Source organism: Pseudoalteromonas sp. BMB (genome assembly GCF_001709235.1).
GTDB classification, from domain to species: Bacteria; Pseudomonadota; Gammaproteobacteria; order Enterobacterales; family Alteromonadaceae; genus Pseudoalteromonas; species Pseudoalteromonas maricaloris.
Genome location: NZ_MBQA01000185.1, coordinates 1 through 21,698 on the forward strand (window position 1 = coordinate 1; position 21,698 = coordinate 21,698).

Here is a 21,698-nt window from a genome sequence, read left to right on the forward strand (position 1 = left end):
GTCGAGCGTCGCGACCAAAACGCACTCAGGAGAACAAAAATCAAATAGCAAAGGTCAACAGGCCCTAGCATACCACGTTGGATTATGTACCAAAAACGCTAAGGTTCATCGATTTTTGTGAAATTTATTATATGTGTTGTAAGAATAAAAAGTGAACAAAATTTGACAGCGATGTCATTTTGTTAATAATTGTTGAATTGGTGGGTTCCACTATCAACAACAACATGTAAAGGAAAAGTATGAACAGTCTAAAATTAGCGACCGCAGTTTCGCTTGCCATAACTGCAAGTCAAGTGATGGCCATGAGTCCTCAACCCGATCCACAAAACCCCAATGGTTATATTGTTTCTCGAATAGAATTGGATAATGCCGAGAGCGCGAAGACCAATAACCCTATGTATGCTATTTGGTCTAAAGCACTGGAAACAAGAGATAATGCCGTTGTAGAGGCCATTGCGCCGGGGCTTGCCAGTAATCCAGATAATGTCAAAAGAGCTGAGCGAGTATTTGGTCAAACCCAGTGGCAATTTCTTACGCAAATGGCGGCGCCTGAATACACCTACACGCGTTTTTTACGTGCTATTGGTAAGTTTCCCGCATTTTGTGGCGACTATACAGATGGCCGAGACGCCGACGTAATCTGTAAACGCTCAATTGTGACTGCATTTGCGCATTTTGCCCAAGAAACCGGGGGGCATATTGCCAAAGACAACACTTCTGATAACCCTCTCGGGTTAGAAGAGTGGCAACAAGCATTGGTTCATGTGCGTGAAATGGGTTGGTCAGAAGGGCAAGCTGGCTATACCACAGGGTGCGGACAAAATGACTGGCAGAATCGCCGCTGGCCATGCGGTACAGGGCAAGGATATTTTGGCCGAGGCGCTAAGCAGCTTTCATATCACTTCAACTATGGCGCATTTAGTGAAGTCATGTTTAATGGTGATGCCACGGTGCTATTAAACGATCCGGGTCTAGTAGCAGACTCTTGGCTAAATTTAGCGTCTGCAATTTGGTTTTTCTTAACGCCGCAAGCACCAAAACCTGCAATGTTACACGTTATTGATAGAACTTGGACGCCATCATTGCGTGAAAGTGAGGCGGGGATTGGTTATGGCTTTGGTACCACGATTAATATTATCAATGGTGGTATTGAATGCGGCGCGCAAAATAAAGACAAAGGTCAGCCCGTTAACCGCATTCGTTATTGGGAAGGACTCTCGCATTATTACAACATCACCATTGAAGCTGATGAAGAAAATACCTGTTGGCAGCAAACACCATACGGTAGCTTAAACCTCGACGGCGCGACTGATGTCCTTTACACCAACTGGGAAGGTGATTGGGCTTATTATGCAGACCGCCCTGGAGGTTATTCATTTGAGTGCAAACTTGTGGGGTATCAAACAGCTTATTCCGCACTTGTGCCGGGAGACTACGAGAAATGCGTGACAAACTTTTATCAATCACACGCAAGCTGGCCTGAAGTTCGTGTCGTTGATGACTTACCAACCAACCCGACTGAACCGCCTGTTGACGGTGTACCTGCTTGGGATGCCGACAAGGTTTACTTAAAAGGTGATAGAGCGAGCTACAATGGTGTGATTTACGAAGCCAAGTGGTGGACCAAAGGAAATATCCCAACTGCCGATGGCTCGGGCCCTTGGTTAGCGGTTAACTAAATAACCTGAGCTTCGGATAATTAATGCCTTTCTAGCAGCCAGTTAGCGCTAAAACTCTCTGGCTAGACAAGGAAATAATTTAATATTATTTTAAAAACAATGAGTTAGTTCATTTCTTATCCAAACCTCAGGTTAAATAAGCTAATAGCTGTGGGGCTTACTATATTGGTCCCACAATTTTTAAGATTCTCTGGCAAAGATCATAAACTCCAATTGATGCCCCATGGTATGCGCGCTAAAATAGTGTTTTAGCAATAATCGAGACCATATCGTGTCTGTAACTCGCTCGTTAGTCCAAACTTTGTCTGAGTGCATTGAACATGTGCTAGATACTTCTCTTCATGCCGATAAAGCATTAACTCAATTACTACAGAACAACCCTCAGTGGAACCTTGATGAAAGGCAGTATGTGGTGAGCAATTATTACCATATCTTCCGCTTTAAACGGTTACTGGCTTACCTACTTGAGCATGAAGAAATGCCGCTAGATGGCTTTGGCTACTGGTTAACTTGCCAAGTTGTTACAGCGCAGCCGCTTCCAGAGTGGGTGGATACCGAGCGTTATAATCTGGAAAAGCTGCAAAGCTTAATTGAGCAGGCGCCTCAAGCCGTTCATTTATCTTTACCTGATTGGTTAAACGAGGTTGCGCATGAGCAACTGGGTGAGCAGTGGCCTGCGGTTGCATCCGCGCTAAATCAAAGTGCCCAACAATATTTGCGAGTCAATAGCCTAAAAAGCGATATTGCGACAGTAACAGAGTCTCTGGCAAAAGAAGGGATCAAGGTTTCACAGGTTGCACTTGATTCTCATGTTGCGCTAAAAGTTGAGTCCAATAGCCATCTGTTCCGCTCTCAAGCGTTTCAGGCGGGTTGGTTTGAAATGCAAGATGCAGGTTCTCAGCAAATTGTGCCTTTTTTAGAAATACAGCCTGGCCATAAAGTGGTTGATGCCTGTGCAGGCGCTGGTGGCAAGAGCTTACATATAGCGGCGCTAATGGAGAATAAAGGTCGCTTGTTGTCTATGGACATCCATGAACATAAGCTTGAAACGCTGAAACAACGAGCGAAACGTGCAGGTGTGCATGTTGCTGAAACGCGTGTTATTCAAAACAATAAAACCATTAAGCGCCAAAAAGAGAAGTTTGATCGCGTGCTATTGGATGTGCCGTGCTCTGGTCTTGGTGTATTAAAGCGGAATCCAGATGCAAAGTGGCACTTGAATTCGCAAAATTTAGACACACTTATTGCTTTGCAAACCGATATTCTGGCGCGTTACAGTCAAATGTGTAAGGTAGGCGGCAAACTAGTGTATGCAACTTGCTCTATTCTTCCTTCTGAAAATGAGCAGCAGGTTGAACGCTTTTTGGCAAATAACCCTAATTGGCAACTAGAAGACTCACTACGTTTACTGCCAGGAGTAAATTCAGAATTTGACGGTTTTTACGCCGCACGATTAGTAAAAATTAGTTAGGAAACAAGATGAACCCAATCATTGCATTACTTAAAGAGCACAATATTTCGGATGAACAGATCCAAGCGGTATTTACCCAGCTGACTGAAAATCCAATGATGGCGATGGCGACTATTCAGCAACTAGGTATTCCACCCGAAAAGCTTCAACAGTTGATGGGCTTGGTAATGCAAAATCCTGCATTGATCAAAGAAGCAGTTAACGAATTAGGTCTTGATTTTGAAAAGGTTGAGGCTGCAAAAGCACAGCTAAAACAGTAGTATTAATGGCTATGCCCTAGACAAGCTCAGCCTTGTCTAGGGCATAGCTAAATAACTCACATGCAGATCAAATCTTGTGAGTAAAACCACCGTACACCCCAAATAAAAATCCGAGAATACCAGAAAATAGGGTCGATCCTATCGCGTAGGCAAGTATTGCCTTACCCCAATTTTTCCACTTTATTAGCTCATTTTCCGCCATTTTATAGTTAAGTATTATGCTGTACAAACCAGAAAATAAGAGCGAAAAAATTGCGTAAAGCTGCTCGGCGAAGATACCCAGCATTAGTGGAATTGAGAATATCAGTATGCTTAGGGTTAGAATGAGTAGGTGTCCTATAGCGTACTCCAGCATTGTGTAGGGCGCAGAACGATACACTAGCTTAGAGGCTAATCCGAGTAAGAATGCCAGAATAAAGACGCGATAAATGTGCGTTGCTTCATATAGTGCGATTTCAGATTGCCATTTGAGCTGCTCTTTCGATTCCAAAAGTTGACTGCTGGATATGAAGCTGATTTCAAGTAGATGCGAGGCAAGCACGATCACGGTGAGTAGAATAAAACTAAACTTGAAGGGATTACCAAAACGGCTTCTCTGTCCATTCAAGTATCCAAGAATGGTCTTAAAAGGTCGAAGTAATAATCCAAAAAGTAATTTAAAAAAAGGGGACTCGAGTTCAAGCAGCGCGCTTTGAAGCAAAATGCGTATGTGTTTAAAGGTCAGTCTCGACGCTTTTTTCTGTCCGCAACCTGAGCAGTACTCGCCAACAAGTTGAGTGTGACAATTTAAACAGTGCGATTGATTGTCAAAATTTGCGTGATCCATAGATGTATTTATTATTTTTTAATATCGATGAATGCTACCTTTTTTTGTCTCTAATAATCAAACAATATAGGTGTTAAGGCCCACTTTTCTAATACCCCATCTGAACTTATCGTCGTAAGCACATTGCTATCGGAGATGTGTACATCATAAACGGTGCTGCCCAGATTCAGTTGTGCAATTGGCCAGCTGACAATCTCTTTTCCCGACGTTAATTCCCATAGCGAAATATATTCCTTGGAAGAGGTGGTTAGCAGAAACTTGTCGTCAGCGACGAACTGTGCACTTCGAAAAAACTTGAAGCGCTGAGGATAGGATAGAGATAACACTGCTTGACCTGTGCGTGTATCAATGAATTTTTGGTCTTGCAGGGCGTCAGATACGAACAGCCAATGTTCATTTTGTGATAATGCTAAACTGGTAATACGATGAGGCAGCTCATAATCTACAGTGACTTCTTTACTCTGTAACTCAAGCCTTTTAGCGTGGCCGTCTAAAGATGCCGAGTAGAGCGAGGTCAAACTCCGGTTAAAAATCAAATGTGTAATGCTACTTTCATGAAGGTTTATTCTGGTGATAATCTGCTCATTTAAACTCAAAAGTAGTATGCTGCCGTCATTGTAGCCAAGGGCGATAAACTGCTCGTCACTGGACCACAGAGCCTTGGTAACGCGAATAAATGAGTCAAACTCAGGTAATGGATAACTGACAACTTCGTTTGAGTGCAATTGCCAGATGTTAAGTTGGGTGTCCGAAATACTCAGAATACTGCGCTTGTTCGGCGCTATTAAAGCGTCACGAAAAGTAAGTTGGTATTTACTTCCTTCGATTTGTTTAATCAGCTGTTGGCTTTGGTTATCCCATACTTGTAGTAAATGATCGTCAATGAGTAGTAAGGTTAGCGCAGCGTCACTAGAAAGTTGGGCGAGACTAACCGGCAACTGAGTCAATTGTATTTGCTCTGTTGGCTCTAGAGTTTGCCTTTTGCTACATCCTGTGAGGATAAGCAAAGCGACTATCATTGCGTAAAAAGCGAGTCTCATTCTATACCTTAAGTTTTAGCCTTTCCCTCTTTCTCAAAGAAAGTTAAACACATCCTAATGACAGTACCAAAAATGGCTTGTGCTGTATTTATATATCGGCGTAAGGTAAAGCTCCATTAATATTAACCTTGGAGTATGGAGTGAAAGGGTTTCTTGGTTTAGTGTTACTTGCCGCAATTTGGGGTGGCTCATTTTTATTTATGAAGGTGGCTGCCGGTGTCCTTGGTCCTGCTGTACTCATTGAATTTCGAGTCTTATTTGGTGCGCTAACGCTCGCCGCGGTTGCCTTAGTATTAAAGCGTAATTTACATTTTTGGCAGTATAAAAAGCACTTTCTAATCCTCGGGCTGTTTAACTCAGCATTACCTTTTATGTTATTCGCTTATGCAGTACAAACACTTGATGCTTCAATGCTCTCAATTTTAAATTCAACCGCACCATTTTGGGGGGTGATAATCAGTGTGTTTTGGCTAAAAGTGCCGACTCAAAAGTCGGTGTGGCTAGGATGTGGATTTGGGATTGCAGGTGTTATCACGCTAGTTGGGTTGGATAGCACCGTATTGGACGAAGGTGCATGGTTACCTATTATTGCAACCCTGTGTGCGACTCTGAGCTATGCGGTGGCCTCTCATTACACCAAAACGGCACCAAAAATGAGCGCATTCAATCATGCCCATGGGAACTTATGGGGCTCTGCGCTATTGGTATTGCCTTTTATTTGGTTTATGCCAATGAGAGAAGCGCCTGACTCTACAGTGATAAGTGCGGTAGTTGGACTTGGCATATTATGTACGGGCGTTGCCTATATTCTCTATTTTAAGTTAGTCGAAGATCTCGGCGCTGCGTCTGCTTTATCTGTTACCTTTTTAATTCCTGTGTTTGGGATTTTATGGGGACATCTCTTTTTGCAAGAGCAAATCGGTGCTAACACAATCCTTGGCAGTATTTTAGTCTTGCTTGGAGTCAGCCTAGTAACTGGGTTACAAGAAAAGATATTTCCACCAAAAGCGATGAAGGAGCTGTAGGTGAGAGGTACTGGTTTCTTAAGAAGGGTGGTCAAAAAAGTGTTTCTCAGAAACGATAAAAGGGCCTAAAAGGCCCTTTGGTGAAGTATCGTTCAAGTTAGTGTGGTCACTTTAACCCCTTAAAGCAACCAACCAATTGTTTTGCAACTGCGGCTTATCTCAATAAGTTTCTAAGCTAGCGAGAGGAAGAAACCTGCAATTGCTGCACTCATGAGGTTAGCCATAGACCCTGCTAACACTGCTCTGAGCCCTAGGCGAGCGATATCCTTTCTACGACTTGGGGCCATACCACCAAGTCCGCCTAGTAAGATGGCAATCGACGATAAGTTAGCAAATCCACATAAAGCAAATGTGACAATCGCTTGAGTGTGCGTGCTCAACGTATCGCGATAATTCATATAATCTAGGTAGGCAACAAACTCGTTAACTACCAATTTTTGGCCGATAAAACTACCCGCCGTCACGGCTTCCGACCAAGGTACCCCAAGTAGCCAAGCAACAGGGGCAAAGACGTAGCCTAAAATTTCTTGTAGCGTCAGTGTTGGGTAATTAAAAATTCCACCAATACTGCCTAGTAAACCGTTTAGTAGCGCAATTAGTGCCACAAACGCAAGTAGCATCGCACCAACGTTCAGTGCCAAGTGCATACCGCTTGATGCACCTGATGCTGCCGCATCAATTACGTTTACTGGTTTATCATCACCACTATCTACATCAGATAGGTTTTCGTGTGGCTTCTCGGTTTCTGGCACAATCATTTTTGCCATTAAGAAACCACCAGGAGCTGCCATAAAGCTCGCGGCAATGAGGTATTTAAGCTCAACGCCAATCGCCACATAGCCCGCCATAACAGAGCCTGCCACCGTCGCCAAACCGCCCACCATAACTGCAAACAACTCTGATTGCGTCATTTTTGGAATAAACGGTTTTACGATCAAAGGGGCTTCCGTTTGGCCGACAAAAATATTTGCCGTAGCTGAAAGCGACTCTGGTCGTGATGTTTGCAGCAGCTTTTGCAAGCCACCACCTAAAATTTTAATGATCCAGTTCATGATACCAAGGTGATACAACACAGCAACGAGCGCTGAGAAGAACACGATCACTGGTAATACCTGAATCGCAAAGATAAACCCTAGTGAGTCTTGTTTGGCTAATGGCCCGAACAAGAAACCGATACCGTCATTAGCATAGCTAATCACTTTGGCAACCGCGCTAGACATTGAAGCTAATACATTTTTACCCGCTTCAATAAAGAGTACAAAGCCACCAATAAGGACTTGCAATAAAAACGCAACGCCTACGGTACGCTTATTAATAGCACTGCGATTTGTTGAACACGCAAATGCTACGCCTAGGAGCATCATCATGCCCACTAAGCTCATAATTGTTGTCATGCCAATTTCCCGTTATTCTTGTAGCAAATATTTTATTTTACTTTTAATAATATCAATCGCAACGCGATTCATACCGCCACGGGTCACAACCAAGTCGGCATTATGCTTGGATGGCTCGATAAACTGATAAAACATCGGTCTTACCGTCGCCTGATATTGTTCTACCACAGATGACAGACTTCTTCCTCTGTGCTCTATATCTCTTTGCATGCGACGCAGCAAACAAATATCCAAAGGTGTATCAATGAACACCTTGATATCAAACTCTTCACTTAATGCAGGATCGCTCAGTAGTAATATACCCTCGACGATTAGTATCTTAGCAGGGTTTACTATTCGGGTTTTATCACTACGTGTATGCTGTCCGTAATCGTAGGTAGGAACCTCTACGGATTCACCTAGGCGAAGCTTAGTTAAATGCTCGCGTAACAACTCGTGTTCAAACGCATCAGGATGATCATAATTCGTTTGAGTACGATGCTCTATAGGTAAATGCGATTGATCTTTATAATAGGCGTCCTCTTCGATTACCGCGATAGTGCCTGAGGCAAGCTCATTCACTAATTCGTTGTAGATCGTTTGACTAAAAAGAGACTTACCAGACGCAGATGCGCCAGCTATGGCTATAATAGTTCGTGTCACTAAAGTTCACACCCAGCAGTTGTTTATGTTGGAAGATCACAATAGCAAAAAAGACACGATTAATCTCTTTTGCCTCGCTTAATGAGCAAATTTAACGGGTTTGGCGGACTCAAAACAGGACTTATGTCCGCTTAAGGGCGACAGAGCTAAATTAGCAAGATCGCAGCTTTTCGTGAATTTTGTGACTATTTTATGACAGCGGACTTATGTCCTGTACGATTTTTTTAACCAAACATAAAGTAACCAACGCTTAAGGTAACCATGTATTTAAGAATAAATAACAGCCTGAGCAGTATAGAGAGGTATCTATGGCAAGAGCAATCATTTTAATGGCGGATAGCCTAGGCATTGGCGCAGCACCGGACGCAGAAAAGTTTGGTGACGTAGGCGCTAATACTCTCGCTCATTTATTGCAGGCGTATAAAGAGGAAAAAGGACAAGCGTTAGACTTACCTAATCTTTCTAAACTAGGCCTTATTGCAGCATGTGAAGCTGCAGGTAAAGAAACTTGCGCTGTGGCGCAAACCATAGAACCAAGTGCTGCTTGGGGATATGCAAAAGAATTATCGAGTGGTAAAGACACGCCGTCTGGCCACTGGGAAATGGCCGGGGTACCAGTATTGTTTGAGTGGGGTTACTTCCCAAATACTAACCCATGTTTCCCACAAGAATTTATAGATGAATTGTGCAAACGAGCAGACATACCTAGCATTTTGGGTAACTGTTACGCGTCGGGCACAACGATTTTAGAACAGCTGGGTGAAGAACACGTACAAAGCGGTAAGCCGATTTGTTACACCTCAGTTGATAGCGTCTTTCAAATAGCCGCTCATGAACAATCGTTCGGACTTGACAAGCTTTATCAAGTATGTGAAATCGCACGGGCACTGCTTGATGAAATGAATATAGGACGAGTGATTGCGCGGCCATTTATAGGCACTTCAAGTGCCGACTTTATTCGTACTGGTAACCGCCGAGACTATTCGGTATTACCACCTTCGCCGACTGTGCTAGATAAGCTAGCCAATGACGGTGGCGAAGTAATTAGTATTGGTAAAATTGCAGATATCTATGCGCATCAAGGGATCACACAAAAGCATAAAGCGCCTGGTCTTTTGAATCTGCTAGCAAAGACAAGCGAAGTGATGGACACAGCGCCAGACCATAGTCTTATCTTCACCAACTTAGTCGACTTCGACGAAAAGTTTGGTCACCGCAGAAATGCAGTGGGATATGCAGAAGCACTTGCTGAGTTTGACGCATTTTTACCGGAAATTATTGCCAAACTAAAAGCTGATGACTTGCTTTTAGTGACTGCCGACCATGGTTGTGACCCAACCGCAGAAGGCACAGATCATACGCGAGAGTACGTGCCCGTATTGGCATATACACCGGGTATGAACAATACTCCGTTAGGAGAAAGACAAAGTTTTGCTGACATAGGTCAAACGCTTGCCCAGTGGTTTGATTTAGATGCAACGCAGTACGGTGAAGGCTTTAAGGCCGAGATAAAAGCCTAACTAAAGGAAACAATATGAGCACTCCACACATTAGCGCAAAGCCAGGTGATTTTGCAGAAACGGTATTAATGCCGGGCGACCCACTAAGAGCAAAATACATTGCAGAAAACTTTTTGGAAGATGCTCGTCAGGTAACTGACGTTCGCAACATGTTTGGTTTTACTGGTACTTACAATGGTAAGCCAGTTAGCATCATGGGTTCAGGCATGGGTATTCCATCTATGTCAATCTACGCTCGTGAGCTTATTGTTAGCTTTGGTGTTAAGAACCTGATCCGCATCGGTACATGTGGTGGTATTAGTCAAGACATCAAGATCCGCGATGTGATCTTTGCACAAGGCGCAAGCACAGACTCAAATGTGAATCGTGCTCGTGTACGTGGCTATGACTTCGCTGCGATTGCTGATTTTGGTTTATTAGAAAATGGCGTAAACGCTGCTCGCCGTTTAGGTATTGAAGCAAAAGTTGGTAATGTTTTCACTACAGATACTTTCTATCAAGCCGATGGCGAATTTTATAAAGAATTAGACAAGCTAGGCGTCATGGCTGTTGATATGGAAACAGCTGGTTTATACGGTGTAGCAGCTGAATATGGTGCAAAAGCGATGGCACTATTCACAGTAAGTGACCATGTTATTACTGGTGAAGCAACGCCGCCGGAAGAGCGTCAAAGCACGTTCAATGAAATGGTTAAAATTGCCCTAGAGTCAATTTAATACAATTTGAAAAGTTCCTTGGTAACGTAATCGCAGAGTTTTGGAGACACGCCTAAAACAACGCGAATCACACCCAAAAAAGCCGCTTGAAGCGGCTTTTTTTTTGATCTTTGTCCATCCGAAATTCCCTTGACTAGTTTACACTACATAAAGGTGGTAGAGTTTTTCTAATGATAAGGTATTGGTATTGGACGATGGCGATTTTTGTTCTGGGCTTGTTAGCATTAATGGCGAATGCCGAAGTTGACTTAGATGCGTTTGAATCTCTGGTTAAAAACGCGCCTGATGAAGCGCTTAAGGCATACCAAAACGCGATTGCTAGGGAGGATCTTGCTGTTGCAGATTTATATCAACTTCATTACCTTGCCATTAGAGCGAGTGCCAATACGTTCAATAACGCCATTTTTATTAAAGCGCTAAATACGCTTAAAGCGCCACCCTTCAAGACTTTCGCGGATGAAGATAGGGCGAAAATTCTGACTAATATTGGTGTCGGTTATCGTCGCCGTAACCAGAATGAACAAGCTATCTGGCATTATCGATGTGCAATGAACACTCCGGCCAGCTTCCAGCATAAGTCTGCACTTAAAGTGAACATCGCGATTGCGTACACGCGCCTTGAGCAACCCGCGATTGGCTACAATCTCTTAAAAAGCGTGGATAGAGAGATGTTACCAAGCTTTATGCAAGCAGGGCTGTTAACTGCGCTTGGCAATGCAACATTTGCAATGGGCGAAGCCGATGAGGCGCTGAGCTATTACGTTGATGCGGCGACTCATTACGCAAAAGATGAAAACTATAGGGCTGTGAAGCAGGTATCAATCAATAGTCTTGGGATATATGTACTCAACTCAGACTTCTCAAACTACCACAAGGCGCTTGCTGATATTGCGACGGAGCCTTTTCTAATAGAAGATAATCAGAATTATCTTGGCTGGTTGCGAGAGCTGGTACAACAGCTAGAGCAAAACAAACAAGTCGTAACCGTGTCGACAACAATGAAAGCCTACTCGCTTGGCGCTGCAAATGCAGGATATGCGTCCATGGTGAATGCGCACATCGACAAGTTTAATCTGTCGCTGCCGAAAGTCACTTCACAGATCATCGTCAGGGATCCGCTTCCTGTTGAATTAGGAAAAACCTGGTGCCCGAAACTTTGACAAAGCCAATTTTTTTGCCATGGTTATGTTATCGTTAAATAAATACGGCTTGTGAGTTTTGGAGAAATAATGTCGCAATGGGTAAAAGGAGAAATCGTCGAAATCACACATTGGACGCCCACATTATTCAGTATCAAATTTAAAGCGGATATCGCACCGTTTAAGGCTGGTCAATATACTAAATTGAGTTTGCAACAAGGGGATAAGCGTATTGCGAGAGCATATTCATTTGTAAACTCGCCATCAGAACCAATTCATGAAGTCTTGTTAGTTGAAGTGCCCGACGGCAACCTTTCAGTGCCTTTACATCAGCTACAAGTCGGTGATGAGCTCAATGTAGCTTACCAAGCAAACGGTTTTTTTATACTAGATGAACTACCACCTTGCGATACGCTTTGGATGATAAGTACAGGTACGGCGGTTGGCCCATTTTTGTCTATGCTCAGAGAAGGCGAAGTATGGCAGAAGGTTAAGCGGGTGATCCTTATTCATGGTGTGCGGCTAAATGCAGATTTGTGTTACCGTGAAGAGCTCGAGCAGCTGCAGCAACAAAGGGATGGCTTTACTTATTTGCCGCTTGTTACACGGGAACAACCTGAGATCGGTTGCCAAGGGCGCGTCACTGAACTGATAGAAAACAAGCAATTATTAACTCACCTTGGCTATAAGCAGTTTCCGGATAACAGTCATTTTATGCTTTGTGGTAACCCCGAAATGGTGAAAGAGCTAAGTGCTCAGTTACAGAGTATGGGATATGAACGCCATAGGAGAGCCAAGCCTGGGCATATTACCGTTGAGCAATATTGGTGATCCTATGCAGGCTCGTGTTATTTATCTCTTATGCTTATTATTGCTGGTAACCGCGAATACTGTGTCTGCCGAGCCAAAGGTCATTAGGGTTGTGGACGCAGCAGAAGAAAATGGCACACCGCAGAACCAATATTTTTTGTCAGTCTTGCGTTTAGCTTTAGATAAGTCACGAGAGCAATATGGCGAGTACTGGATAGAGCCGATTGATTTACCAATTAATCAGTCAAGGCAATTTAAGGAATTGCTAAAGCACAATGTCGATGTGTTCTGGACGGTCTCAACAGCCGCGAGAGACACTCAAGCAAAGCCGGTGGCCATTCCCATCGCGTTTGGCAGCTTTGGTATTAGGGCACTGGCAATGAACGTGGCCGACAGCGGCAAGCTGAATGTGCATTTATCATTAGCTGAGCTACAAAAGTTCAACGTCGTCTTGGGGCAGGATTGGCCTGACGTTCAGATTTTTGAAAAAGCGGGTTTTACGGTAGAAAAATATGTTGATGGGTTGGCAGTTTACAGAGTGCTTGCAAATAGTGCCAGTAAGATTTTTCCAAGAGGTGTCATTGAAGTCGTACCTGAGCTCAAGGCGTTCGATAACAAGCAAGTGACTTATAGCGATAAGAACCTGTTACTCTACCCTTCAATGGTATACTTCTATGTCCGCAAAGAGGATATTAAACTGCATAAACGCCTTGAGTATGGCTTAACACAAGCATTTGAAGACGGCTCTTTGGCTGCGCTTTTCTATGACAGTAATATGATGGTTGAGCTGAAAAAACACTTTAATTTGCAAGGGGCTGCAATCCATCAAATTGAAAATCCGTTAATTATCTCTAAGAAGCAGCTCGATGTGATTACGCAGTTACAAATCGAGCTGCTAAAACAACTTAACTATTCACCAGCTCGTTAAAGCTCTGGTTATCTGCAAGGCTTGCAAACGCTGGCTCGTGTTGTAACTCGTTCTTTAAGTTAGGCGCATATTCCAAAGCCATACGGATGTCGGCCATCGCATCTGCATGCTTATATAGCATGGAGTAAGCACACGCGCGCTGCCAATAGGCATAGCCATAGTCACTGTCAATTTCTAATGCTTGATTACACAAAGCAATTGCTGTGTTGGTTTGACCAAGCTCTAATAACGCATCGGCTTTGTAGGCAATCGCCTCGACATCTTCCGGTTTGCGATTTAGGATCTCATCGTAAATTTCAATTTTAGAATTCATGTCACTCTCAAGATTTGCCCGCATCCACAGAGAGTGTACTTCATTCGTTATAGAGATTTTCTTCTGGTTATTGAGGATTTCTTCAGAACGTTCGCGTAATTTCTCTTCAATAACCTGAAGGCGCTTTTCATATTCGTCGGTGATCGTGCCAACGCGCAGGCTAACGATATCTTCTACTTTACTCTTAATATCTCTAAAAGAAGTCCAACCAACGACAACTAAGATAGACGCAGCTGCTGTGATCAAAAAGAGCACATTATTGATGGTATCCGTGGTGTAGGTAATTGCGCGATCTGCAGTATCTAGCTGAGAGTGGCTGATTTTCTTCTCTATATCAGCTCTTAAGCGCATTTGATCTTCTCTGACTGCTCTTAATTCATCAAGAATATAACGCTCAATTAAGGGCCTATACATGGGCTCTTGTAATTGTGATAAAGCTTGTTGTTGTTGGTTTTCTGTCGGCTTTTTTGACGTTGCCTGTTCATTCGCCATGCTCGTAAAACTACAAGCGACGAGAAGGATAAATAGTACTATGCTTTTCATATTGATGTTCTTGAAACTTTATATTTTTAATATGGTGCATGAGTTAAGGTGGAATTGCAAAAAGCGGAGAAGAAATATTGGCTTATGTAATGAAATTAGCGATTTATAGCCTGATTATACTCTCTTTAACGAGTTTGAGTGCCTCTGCAAAAGATCTACTGGTGGTAACCGAAGAGTGGAAGCCGTACAACTTCACTAATGACAAAGGTGAGGTTGTTGGGAGAGCAACAAAAAAGGTAAGGGAAGTGCTTGCTGCTGCTGAAATTGACTACGAGATAAAAGTTTACCCTTGGGTACGGGCAATGAAAATTGCCAAAGAGCGCCCAAATACAATGATTTACTCTATTTATCGTACCGCTGAGCGTGAGGCTGACTATGAATGGGCATGCCCTTTGATCCGCCCTGTGGGCGTGTATTTCTTCAAACTTAAAACGCGCAAAGATATTCAAGTGGCTTCATTGGAAGATGCCAAGCAATACACGTCTGCAGTAGTAAAAGGCAATATCTATTATGATTTTTTGATTCAACACGGATTTACTCAAGGAGATCATTTGGTGGTCGCCGCCGACTCCAAAAGCTTTTACAAACTCTTTTTCAAAGGGCGGATAGACCTTGTAATGTCAACGGAATACATTATGAGTGAGGAACTTAAAACTGCAGGGCTTAACGATGACGAAGTTACACCGCTTTTAGAAGTGACGAAGGCAAGTCAGCAGCGTGGATGTATGGCTTTTAGCAAGGATACAGATCCGATGCTCATAGACCGAATTAGGCGTGCACTGGTAAAGCACAATCAAGAATTTGTTGGACCATAATGGGCAATCCTTAGGGAAAGATTGCCCAGAGTGTCAGGGTACTAATCAATATTAGTAGCTAAGCTCAATTTGACCAACTGCCACGCTGCCTTTATCCCACGTTGTTCTGCACTTGAGGTCCAAAACAGCGCCACTTTCGTAGTTATTATCTAAAGTGGTGGTATGGCTAACAAATTGCTCTTCTGCTACGTTTGGATCAGATATATCAGTCCAATAGAAACCTTTACCTGTCTCTCTAAACTTGAACCATTTATCGATACCGCCGTCGCTCACTTTACGAATCTTTGAAACCAAACAAAAGGCATTAGTACCAGTTAGTCCTTTAGTTGTTCCATGAACGGTTAGCGTAAATTGGCCAATATTGGCATTTAGCGGCACGCTACAGTTGAAGTAACGATCAGTTCTTAAGTAGGCTGGATTGAAAATAAAGTAGCCATTTTCCGTGGCGCCCGCTTGTTCGCTGTGTTTTTGTGTTAACGCCTCTAAGTTACCAACTGCATTCGCATGTTTAGTGAAAGCAGCAGCCTCCAGTTTACTGTCTAAAGCACAGTTATTTGCACCTGAGTACAACTCCACAGTAGCGTATGCTGAGTTCGCAGCAAATAATGAAGCGATAATCGCAAGTTTGGTTTTCATACTAATTCCTTGTTTTAGTTAGCGAAGTGGGTACATTAACAGGGTGAGCTGTTCGTGTAAACTAAATGTTTTTTAAATATTGATGAATGTGTTTTTTTAGGAGAGTAAGAAGAAAAGCGCACCACACGGTGCGCCTAGTCAGTGCCGTGGTGAAGGGGAAATTAACTAAAGGTGTTACACCAATCAAACCCTTCATAATGATAAACGACTGAGCAAAATAAAAAGATCATCATTTTTTAAAGTTTTGCAGCTTGTTGCACCACAATCGCGTGGCGCTTTGCTAATCTTTGGTGATCTTTATCGTATCCACCACCAATCACGGTTGCGACAGGGACACCATGCTTTTGACATAAGGTCAGCACCAGTGCATCTCGTTTCGCAATGCCAAGCCATGAGATATCCAATTTACCTAAGTTATCACCTTGCCAAACATCGACACCAGCGTCGTACAGCACAATATCTGGATTTAGATCGATCAATAATGACTCAAGCGTATGTGCGACAATTTCTAGGTAGTGTGTGTCACTGATCCCTACTTCTAAGCCAATATCTAAATCGCTAGCATGTTTACGAAACGGGAAGTTTTTCTCGCAGTGGATTGAGCAGGTATAAACATACGGGTTGTGCTTTAGCATAGCGGCGGTACCGTCGCCTTGATGAACATCCAGATCAAAAATTAGGGCATTGGTGATCTGATTACTATCTAGCAACTGCGTGGCTGTAAAGGCAAGATCATTCACCATACAAAAACCAGAGCCAAAATCATAGTGTGCGTGGTGCGTGCCACCGGCTAAATGGCATGCAATACCATGTTTAAGCGCAAGTTCTGCAGTTCTTAGCGTTCCAAGCGGCGCAGTAAAAGTACGTGCCATAAGCTGCTCCGACCAAGGCAAGCCGATACGTCGCATCATTTTAGCGTCGAGTTGATCACGCCATAAGTCCCAAATATATTGCTCGCAGTGCACATTTTCGAGCGGCGATGGGTCGCCGGGCTCAGGACTAAAAACATTGTTGTGAATGAGCCCTAATGCGTCTACTTCTTGGTATAGACGCGCAAATTTACTCATCACGAAGCGGTGCTTTGGGTCAAAATTGAATGAGTAATTAGAGTGATAAACTAGTGGTAAATTTGGGTTGTTCAAAAACGGCTCCGGAAATGGCGATATGGCAGTGTAGCAATATCAATCCCCGAAGCCGAGCGCTTTAGCTTTCAGTGTTGCCTGTGTTCTGTCTCGTACTTGTAGTTTTGCGAGCAAACAAGAAACCGAGTTACGGATGGTACCTTCCGCTTTATATAATGTATTGGCGATTTCCTTATTGGAATATCCTTTCGCGATTAGTTTTAAAATATCCTTTTCTCGTGTGGTGAGCTTATCTAAAGTAGGGTCAGGTCTTAGTAAGGTCTCAGCAAGCTCGTCTTGGATGATGAGTTCACCTTGATGGACTTGTCGAACGGCATCAATTAGCGCTTCTAAGTCCACGTCCTTAAGAAGACAGCCTTTAGCACCAAGCTCTAGGGCTAACTTTAGCTTTGCAGTATCGTTGAAGGTAGTGAGGATAATGACTTTAAACTTGATTGCCAAAGGCAAAAGCTCGGTGAGCACATCGACACCATCTAGCTCAGGCATTCGCATATCTAAAAGTACAATGTCTGCTGTAATTTGGTTTAATTGAACCTGTTGAATGAACTCACTGCCGCTGCCACAACTTCCAGAACAAATAATGTCACCACTTAGCGAAAGCAGTGCTTGCATACCCTGGCGCACAAGCGCCTGATCATCGACTAGGTAAACTGATATTTTAGCCATTTGTCGTCCCAAAATGGATAGTTAATGTTACGCCTTGATGAGTTGACACATCGAGACTGCCGCCGAGTTCTTGGATCCGTTCCTGCATACCAGCCAGACCATTTCCAAATCGAATATTATTTAAGGTAATGCCGTTGTCGCTTATTTGTACTTTTAATCCTTGTTGACAATACACTCGTACTTGCATTTTATCCGCCTTGGCGTGCTTCAAGGTATTGGTGATGGCCTCTTGGCAGCATTTTAAAATGCAATTGGCATAACTTAATTTCTCGAGTAACGGATGATGTTCATAGTCGAGTTCAATGTTAAGACGAGGGATTGATTCAGTAAGCCTCAGCAATGCATCATGGAGATCAATATGCTCGTTGCTACGCTTGTCGCTGACTAAATCGCGAATACATTTTAGGGTGTCTTTAGCTTGCAAATAACAGCTATCTAATAGTTCGGTTAATGGTGCAGCCGCAGTTCGTCTTGCGACATCTAAATTTACAATCAGACTGGTTATTTGATGTCCAACATCGTCATGTAATTCTCGTGCTAACTGAAGTCGCTCTTGTTTAGCAATACTTTGGCTTAGCAGAGACTGCGTTGCAGATAGCTCACTGTGAGCGAGTTGTAGCGCTTCTTTGGCTTCTTGTTCTTTTTGCATTCTTTTACACACCACGTACGCAAATAACTGAAAACAAGCAAATAACACAGCGTTGAGATATTCAAAACCATGTCCCCAAAAAAAGTATTGCGACGCAACATATAAGCAGGAGGTAACTAGGATATACCCAAGCGCAAAACTTAAAGGAACATAAAAAGCAAGGATCCCAACGAGTTTTACGTTGTAAATGAGATGAATTGCGGCGGGGGAAGTAAGGTTAATTGATTGGATCAAAAGCGCCAATACAAACAGCATTGAATATCTAACCTTGTAGCCATAGTACTTTTCGGATTCATTGATACATAAAAGTACGAGGATCAAAACACCGATATGCTGTACCCAAGGCAGCCATTGTGCTTTTTGCTGAGCATAAATCAAACTTGGTATTGCAACGGCTAACCAAGTGAAAATGGTTGTTACCAACCAAGCCGTCGGATAGCGAAAAAACGCCGACATCTACTTACTCCGCTAAAAACCTGCTCTGCAGGTATTATTCCTTTATTCTCTTGCGAACCTATCCTAGCAGATATTTGTGACTCTGTGATGATGACGAATGTCATAAGTTTTACATTGTAAATCAAAGTGCAATAACGGTTTTTCACCCTTGATACTGCATTGATTTGTGGCACCACTATTCCTGTTCTATCTTTATGTAACAATCTTTTCATAATTAGGGATACTCAGAATGAAAAGTGTTAAGGCAAAACTTATTTCTGCGGTAACTGCGGGTTTAGTGGTAATGCTCATCGGTGCGATGATTACTGTTTGGGTGATGAAACGCGTCGCGGAGCAGTATGACAGCATGATAGACAATGAATTGGCTGCTCGCGAGCAAATAAACATAGTGCTCGATGATTTCAAAACCCAAGTACAAGAGTGGAAAAATGTACTAATTAGAGGAAGAGATCCTGCCCAGCTAAATAAATATTGGTCAAGACTTGAAACCAAAGAAGCTGAGGTACAAAAGCAACTCAGTTCAATTGTTTCAGCCTATACGTTACCAACTACCCTAGAAAATAAGTTGCGCGAATATCAAAAAGAACACCTCACCTTAGGACAAAAATATCGTGAAGCGGCAGAACTATTCAAAAGTTCAGGCTTTGATATTAACCTTGCTGATGCTTCAGTGAGTGGAATAGACCGCCAAGCAAGTGTTTACTTACTTGAAATTAATGAGCAAATTAACGCGTTAGTAGACACGAGAACGAGTGAAATTGTCGCGACTAAAAACCAACTTATCTTTTTTAGTACCCTAGGACTCATCATTATTGCGCTTGTGACTTTAGGATTACTGACTTGGTATATGCAGCATTTAATCACTCGTCCAATCCGCCGTGCATCTGATGTGGCGAAAGCAATTGCGAGTGGTCGATTAGACAACAAAGTCGTTGTACACAGTAACGATGAAATAGGTAACTTACTGACAAATTTACGGCAAATGCAAACTAGCTTACTTGATGCGACTCAAAAGCTAGAGCTACAAGCAAAAGAAAACTTACGGATCCGTTATGCGCTAAATAACGTGGCCGCGCCTGTGCTATTATGTGATGACAGTAATCAAGTGATCTACGTAAATGCACAATGTGATTCTTTATTTGATCGTTACCGCACTGCGTTAAGTGTGCCGACTGAAGTCGTTAATCATCCAATTCCCGAAGCTTTACTTCACAGCTCAAACGCACTGCACCAGGCTGCGGGTCAATTAGTACGTCAGTTAGAGTGGGAGTGGTGCGTAGGTGACATAATCATTGCGGTAACCGCCAACCCAGTTTCCGATCAAAATGGTAGGGTGTTGGGTACGGTATTTGAATTTAAGGATTTAAGCCAGACAAGACGTGCAGAGCGACAGGTTGAACAGCTCATTAAGTCAGCTTCCGATGGCAAACTAAGTGAACGTATAAACCTTGAGGGATACGTTGGCTCTATGAAATTAATAGCCAGCGGACTTAACAAACTACTTGATGCTGTTGAGCAACCTATTAGCCAAACAAAACAATATCTTACTTCGCTTTCAAAAGGAGAAATTCCCGAGCAGATTAACGGTGAGTTTAAGGGCGAATTTGCGCAAATTCATATGGCCTTAAAGCGCGCCACCTCATCACTATCGTTACTTATTGAAGATACTTACAGCTTAGTTGCCGCCGCAGGAGAAGGGGAGCTCTCTACTCGCGCAGATGAAGCCAAGCATCAGGGGGAATTTCGGAAAATCATTCGTGGTGTTAATGAAACGCTTGATGCGGTCTCTAAACCCGTAGCCCTTACTAGTGGATATCTAGAAAGTATCGCAAAAGGAGAATTACCCGCCTTAACGAATGATGGTTATAAAGGAGAGTTTGATAGCATCTATCAAAGCCTCTTTGCTTGTGTCGGTGCGATTAAATTGATGCTAACCGATGCCGAAAAGCTTGCTGAAGCGGCCAGCGAAGGAGACTTGCATCATAGAGCTGACGCTAGCAATCATCATGGCGCATACGCCAGCATAATTACAGCCATGAATGAAACGCTGGACTCGATTGAAGCGCCACTTAAGGAGTGCATGAATGTGATGGATGGGCTGTCTCAGGGAAATTTAACTCGCCAAGTTGAAAAAAGTTATGCGGGTGATTTTGCGCTGCTGAAACAATCGGTGAATACCAGTGTTGGCAACTTAGCTAATATGATGCAAAAGCTACTCGCCATGGCGGAATCCATCACGGTTTCGGTACAGCAGATCACCACAGGCATCGAAGAGTTAAGTGAACGATCCTCTTCTCAAGCCGCATCTATTGAAGAAACACGGGTATCAGTTGGTGAAATCACCGAAACCGTGCACTCAAACGCCAGTAATGCGCAATCGGCTAATCAGTTGGCCATTGAAGTGAACCAGCAAGCACAGCAAGGTGGAAAGGTAGTTGAATCAACGATTGAGGCAATGACCGAAATTAGTAAGAGTGCCAAAGAAATACTTACCGTCATTGAGGTTATTGATTCTATTGCGTTTCAAACTAACTTATTAGCGCTGAACGCCTCTGTTGAAGCTGCAAGAGCCGGAGAAAAAGGGAAAGGTTTTGCGGTCGTTGCCTCAGAAGTGAGAAATTTAGCGCTGCGCAGTGCAAGCGCCTCAAAAGACATTTCTGAGTTGTTGGGAAGCAGTAACATCAAAGTGAAGCAAGGATCTAAGCTGGCGTCAGAATCCGGTGAGACGTTAAAAACCATCGTGGAAAGTGTGTATGGACTTGCATCGCAAGTGCAAACTATCGCTGAGGCTTGCAATACGCAATCAAGTGGTATTGAGCAAATTAATCTAGCGATTAAACAAATTGATGGTATTACGCAACAAAACAATACTTTGGTAGAGATGACGAATGCATCGGGGCTGTCATTGTTGAGTAAAGCCAATGAATTGCGAGAGATGGTTGAACAGTTTGATATCGGCAAGACTAAAGCGGAGTTGATGAAAGTGGTGAGCTAAAGATCAGCAAAATCTAGGGCCTGTTGATCTTTC

The 21,698-nt window shown here is 43.1% G+C and carries 20 protein-coding genes; 11 read left to right on the forward strand and 9 right to left on the reverse strand.

Going from position 1 to position 21,698, the window contains the following annotated elements:
- The first annotated feature begins 239 nt into the window (after positions 1-239).
- The 3 genes from BB427_RS16885 to BB427_RS16895 all read left to right on the forward strand — a co-directional run bounded on the left by BB427_RS16885 (position 240) and on the right by BB427_RS16895 (position 3,410).
- Positions 240-1,679 (forward strand): chitinase, encoded by a 1,440-nt coding sequence (locus BB427_RS16885; protein ID WP_083229904.1) that lies wholly within the window; start codon positions 240-242, stop codon positions 1,677-1,679.
- A 271-nt stretch (positions 1,680-1,950) separates the two neighbouring features.
- The gene (locus BB427_RS16890; protein ID WP_069022093.1) at positions 1,951-3,150 is read left to right on the forward strand and encodes an RsmB/NOP family class I SAM-dependent RNA methyltransferase; all 1,200 of its coding nucleotides are present in this window, start codon (positions 1,951-1,953) and stop codon (positions 3,148-3,150) included.
- Positions 3,151-3,158: 8 nt separating this feature from the next.
- Positions 3,159-3,410, forward strand: coding sequence for a DUF2999 family protein (locus BB427_RS16895; protein WP_010369956.1), 252 nt, complete (start codon positions 3,159-3,161; stop codon positions 3,408-3,410).
- A 67-nt stretch (positions 3,411-3,477) separates the two neighbouring features.
- Here BB427_RS16895 and BB427_RS16900 read toward each other — a convergent pair whose 3' ends face one another.
- Both BB427_RS16900 and BB427_RS16905 read right to left on the reverse strand, forming a co-directional pair.
- A complete protein-coding gene (locus tag BB427_RS16900; RefSeq protein WP_254663661.1) occupies positions 3,478-3,900 on the reverse strand; it encodes a hypothetical protein in 423 nt (140 codons plus the stop codon).
- Positions 3,901-4,286: 386 nt separating this feature from the next.
- The gene (locus tag BB427_RS16905) at positions 4,287-5,276 is read right to left on the reverse strand and encodes a WD40 repeat domain-containing protein (protein WP_069022095.1); all 990 of its coding nucleotides are present in this window, start codon (positions 5,274-5,276) and stop codon (positions 4,287-4,289) included.
- 140 nt (positions 5,277-5,416) lie between these two features.
- Here BB427_RS16905 and BB427_RS16910 point away from each other — a divergent pair, with 140 nt between their 5' ends.
- Positions 5,417-6,301, forward strand: a complete 885-nt coding sequence (locus BB427_RS16910; RefSeq protein WP_069022097.1) for a DMT family transporter — start codon at positions 5,417-5,419, stop codon at positions 6,299-6,301.
- Between the two features lie 170 nt (positions 6,302-6,471).
- Here BB427_RS16910 and BB427_RS16915 read toward each other — a convergent pair whose 3' ends face one another.
- Positions 6,472-7,695 (reverse strand): NupC/NupG family nucleoside CNT transporter, encoded by a 1,224-nt coding sequence (locus BB427_RS16915; protein ID WP_069022099.1) that lies wholly within the window; start codon positions 7,693-7,695, stop codon positions 6,472-6,474.
- A gap of 12 nt (positions 7,696-7,707) precedes the next feature.
- Positions 7,708-8,337: a uridine kinase gene (udk, locus tag BB427_RS16920; RefSeq protein WP_010603723.1), complete on the reverse strand. Its 630-nt coding sequence runs from the start codon at positions 8,335-8,337 to the stop codon at positions 7,708-7,710.
- Positions 8,338-8,645: 308 nt separating this feature from the next.
- Between udk and BB427_RS16925 the strand changes: the two genes are divergently transcribed.
- The 5 genes from BB427_RS16925 to BB427_RS16945 all read left to right on the forward strand — a co-directional run bounded on the left by BB427_RS16925 (position 8,646) and on the right by BB427_RS16945 (position 13,450).
- The gene (locus BB427_RS16925) at positions 8,646-9,857 is read left to right on the forward strand and encodes a phosphopentomutase (protein WP_069022101.1); all 1,212 of its coding nucleotides are present in this window, start codon (positions 8,646-8,648) and stop codon (positions 9,855-9,857) included.
- 14 nt (positions 9,858-9,871) lie between these two features.
- Positions 9,872-10,573, forward strand: coding sequence for a purine-nucleoside phosphorylase (gene deoD, locus BB427_RS16930; protein ID WP_010369942.1), 702 nt, complete (start codon positions 9,872-9,874; stop codon positions 10,571-10,573).
- 194 nt (positions 10,574-10,767) lie between these two features.
- Positions 10,768-11,733 (forward strand): hypothetical protein, encoded by a 966-nt coding sequence (locus BB427_RS16935; RefSeq protein ID WP_069022103.1) that lies wholly within the window; start codon positions 10,768-10,770, stop codon positions 11,731-11,733.
- A gap of 69 nt (positions 11,734-11,802) precedes the next feature.
- Positions 11,803-12,543 carry a ferredoxin--NADP reductase gene (locus tag BB427_RS16940; protein ID WP_069022105.1) on the forward strand — a complete coding sequence of 247 codons (741 nt, stop codon included), beginning with the start codon at positions 11,803-11,805 and terminating at the stop codon, positions 12,541-12,543.
- Positions 12,488-13,450 carry a hypothetical protein gene (locus BB427_RS16945; RefSeq protein WP_254663660.1) on the forward strand — a complete coding sequence of 321 codons (963 nt, stop codon included), beginning with the start codon at positions 12,488-12,490 and terminating at the stop codon, positions 13,448-13,450. Before BB427_RS16940 ends, BB427_RS16945 begins: the two co-directional genes overlap by 56 nt.
- On the opposite strand, the gene BB427_RS16950 is transcribed toward BB427_RS16945, so the two are convergent.
- The gene (locus tag BB427_RS16950; protein WP_021032582.1) at positions 13,428-14,255 is read right to left on the reverse strand and encodes a TPR end-of-group domain-containing protein; all 828 of its coding nucleotides are present in this window, start codon (positions 14,253-14,255) and stop codon (positions 13,428-13,430) included. The genes BB427_RS16945 and BB427_RS16950 overlap by 23 nt on opposite strands.
- Positions 14,256-14,395: 140 nt before the next feature.
- Between BB427_RS16950 and BB427_RS16955 the strand changes: the two genes are divergently transcribed.
- Positions 14,396-15,121, forward strand: coding sequence for a substrate-binding periplasmic protein (locus BB427_RS16955; protein WP_069022109.1), 726 nt, complete (start codon positions 14,396-14,398; stop codon positions 15,119-15,121).
- Between the two features lie 51 nt (positions 15,122-15,172).
- On the opposite strand, the gene BB427_RS16960 is transcribed toward BB427_RS16955, so the two are convergent.
- The 4 genes from BB427_RS16960 to BB427_RS16975 form a co-directional block, all read right to left on the reverse strand.
- The gene (locus tag BB427_RS16960) at positions 15,173-15,757 is read right to left on the reverse strand and encodes a hypothetical protein (RefSeq protein WP_045990254.1); all 585 of its coding nucleotides are present in this window, start codon (positions 15,755-15,757) and stop codon (positions 15,173-15,175) included.
- 236 nt (positions 15,758-15,993) lie between these two features.
- On the reverse strand, positions 15,994-16,899 hold the full coding sequence (locus tag BB427_RS16965; RefSeq protein WP_069022111.1) for a histone deacetylase family protein: 906 nt from the start codon (positions 16,897-16,899) through the stop codon (positions 15,994-15,996).
- Between the two features lie 39 nt (positions 16,900-16,938).
- Positions 16,939-17,565, reverse strand: a complete 627-nt coding sequence (locus BB427_RS16970; RefSeq protein WP_045990256.1) for a response regulator — start codon at positions 17,563-17,565, stop codon at positions 16,939-16,941.
- A complete protein-coding gene (locus tag BB427_RS16975) occupies positions 17,558-18,670 on the reverse strand; it encodes a sensor histidine kinase (protein ID WP_069022113.1) in 1,113 nt (370 codons plus the stop codon). Before BB427_RS16975 ends, BB427_RS16970 begins: the two co-directional genes overlap by 8 nt.
- Before the next feature lie 229 nt (positions 18,671-18,899).
- Between BB427_RS16975 and BB427_RS16980 the strand changes: the two genes are divergently transcribed.
- Positions 18,900-21,665, forward strand: a complete 2,766-nt coding sequence (locus BB427_RS16980; protein ID WP_069022116.1) for a methyl-accepting chemotaxis protein — start codon at positions 18,900-18,902, stop codon at positions 21,663-21,665.
- The last annotated feature ends 33 nt before the right edge of the window (positions 21,666-21,698 follow it).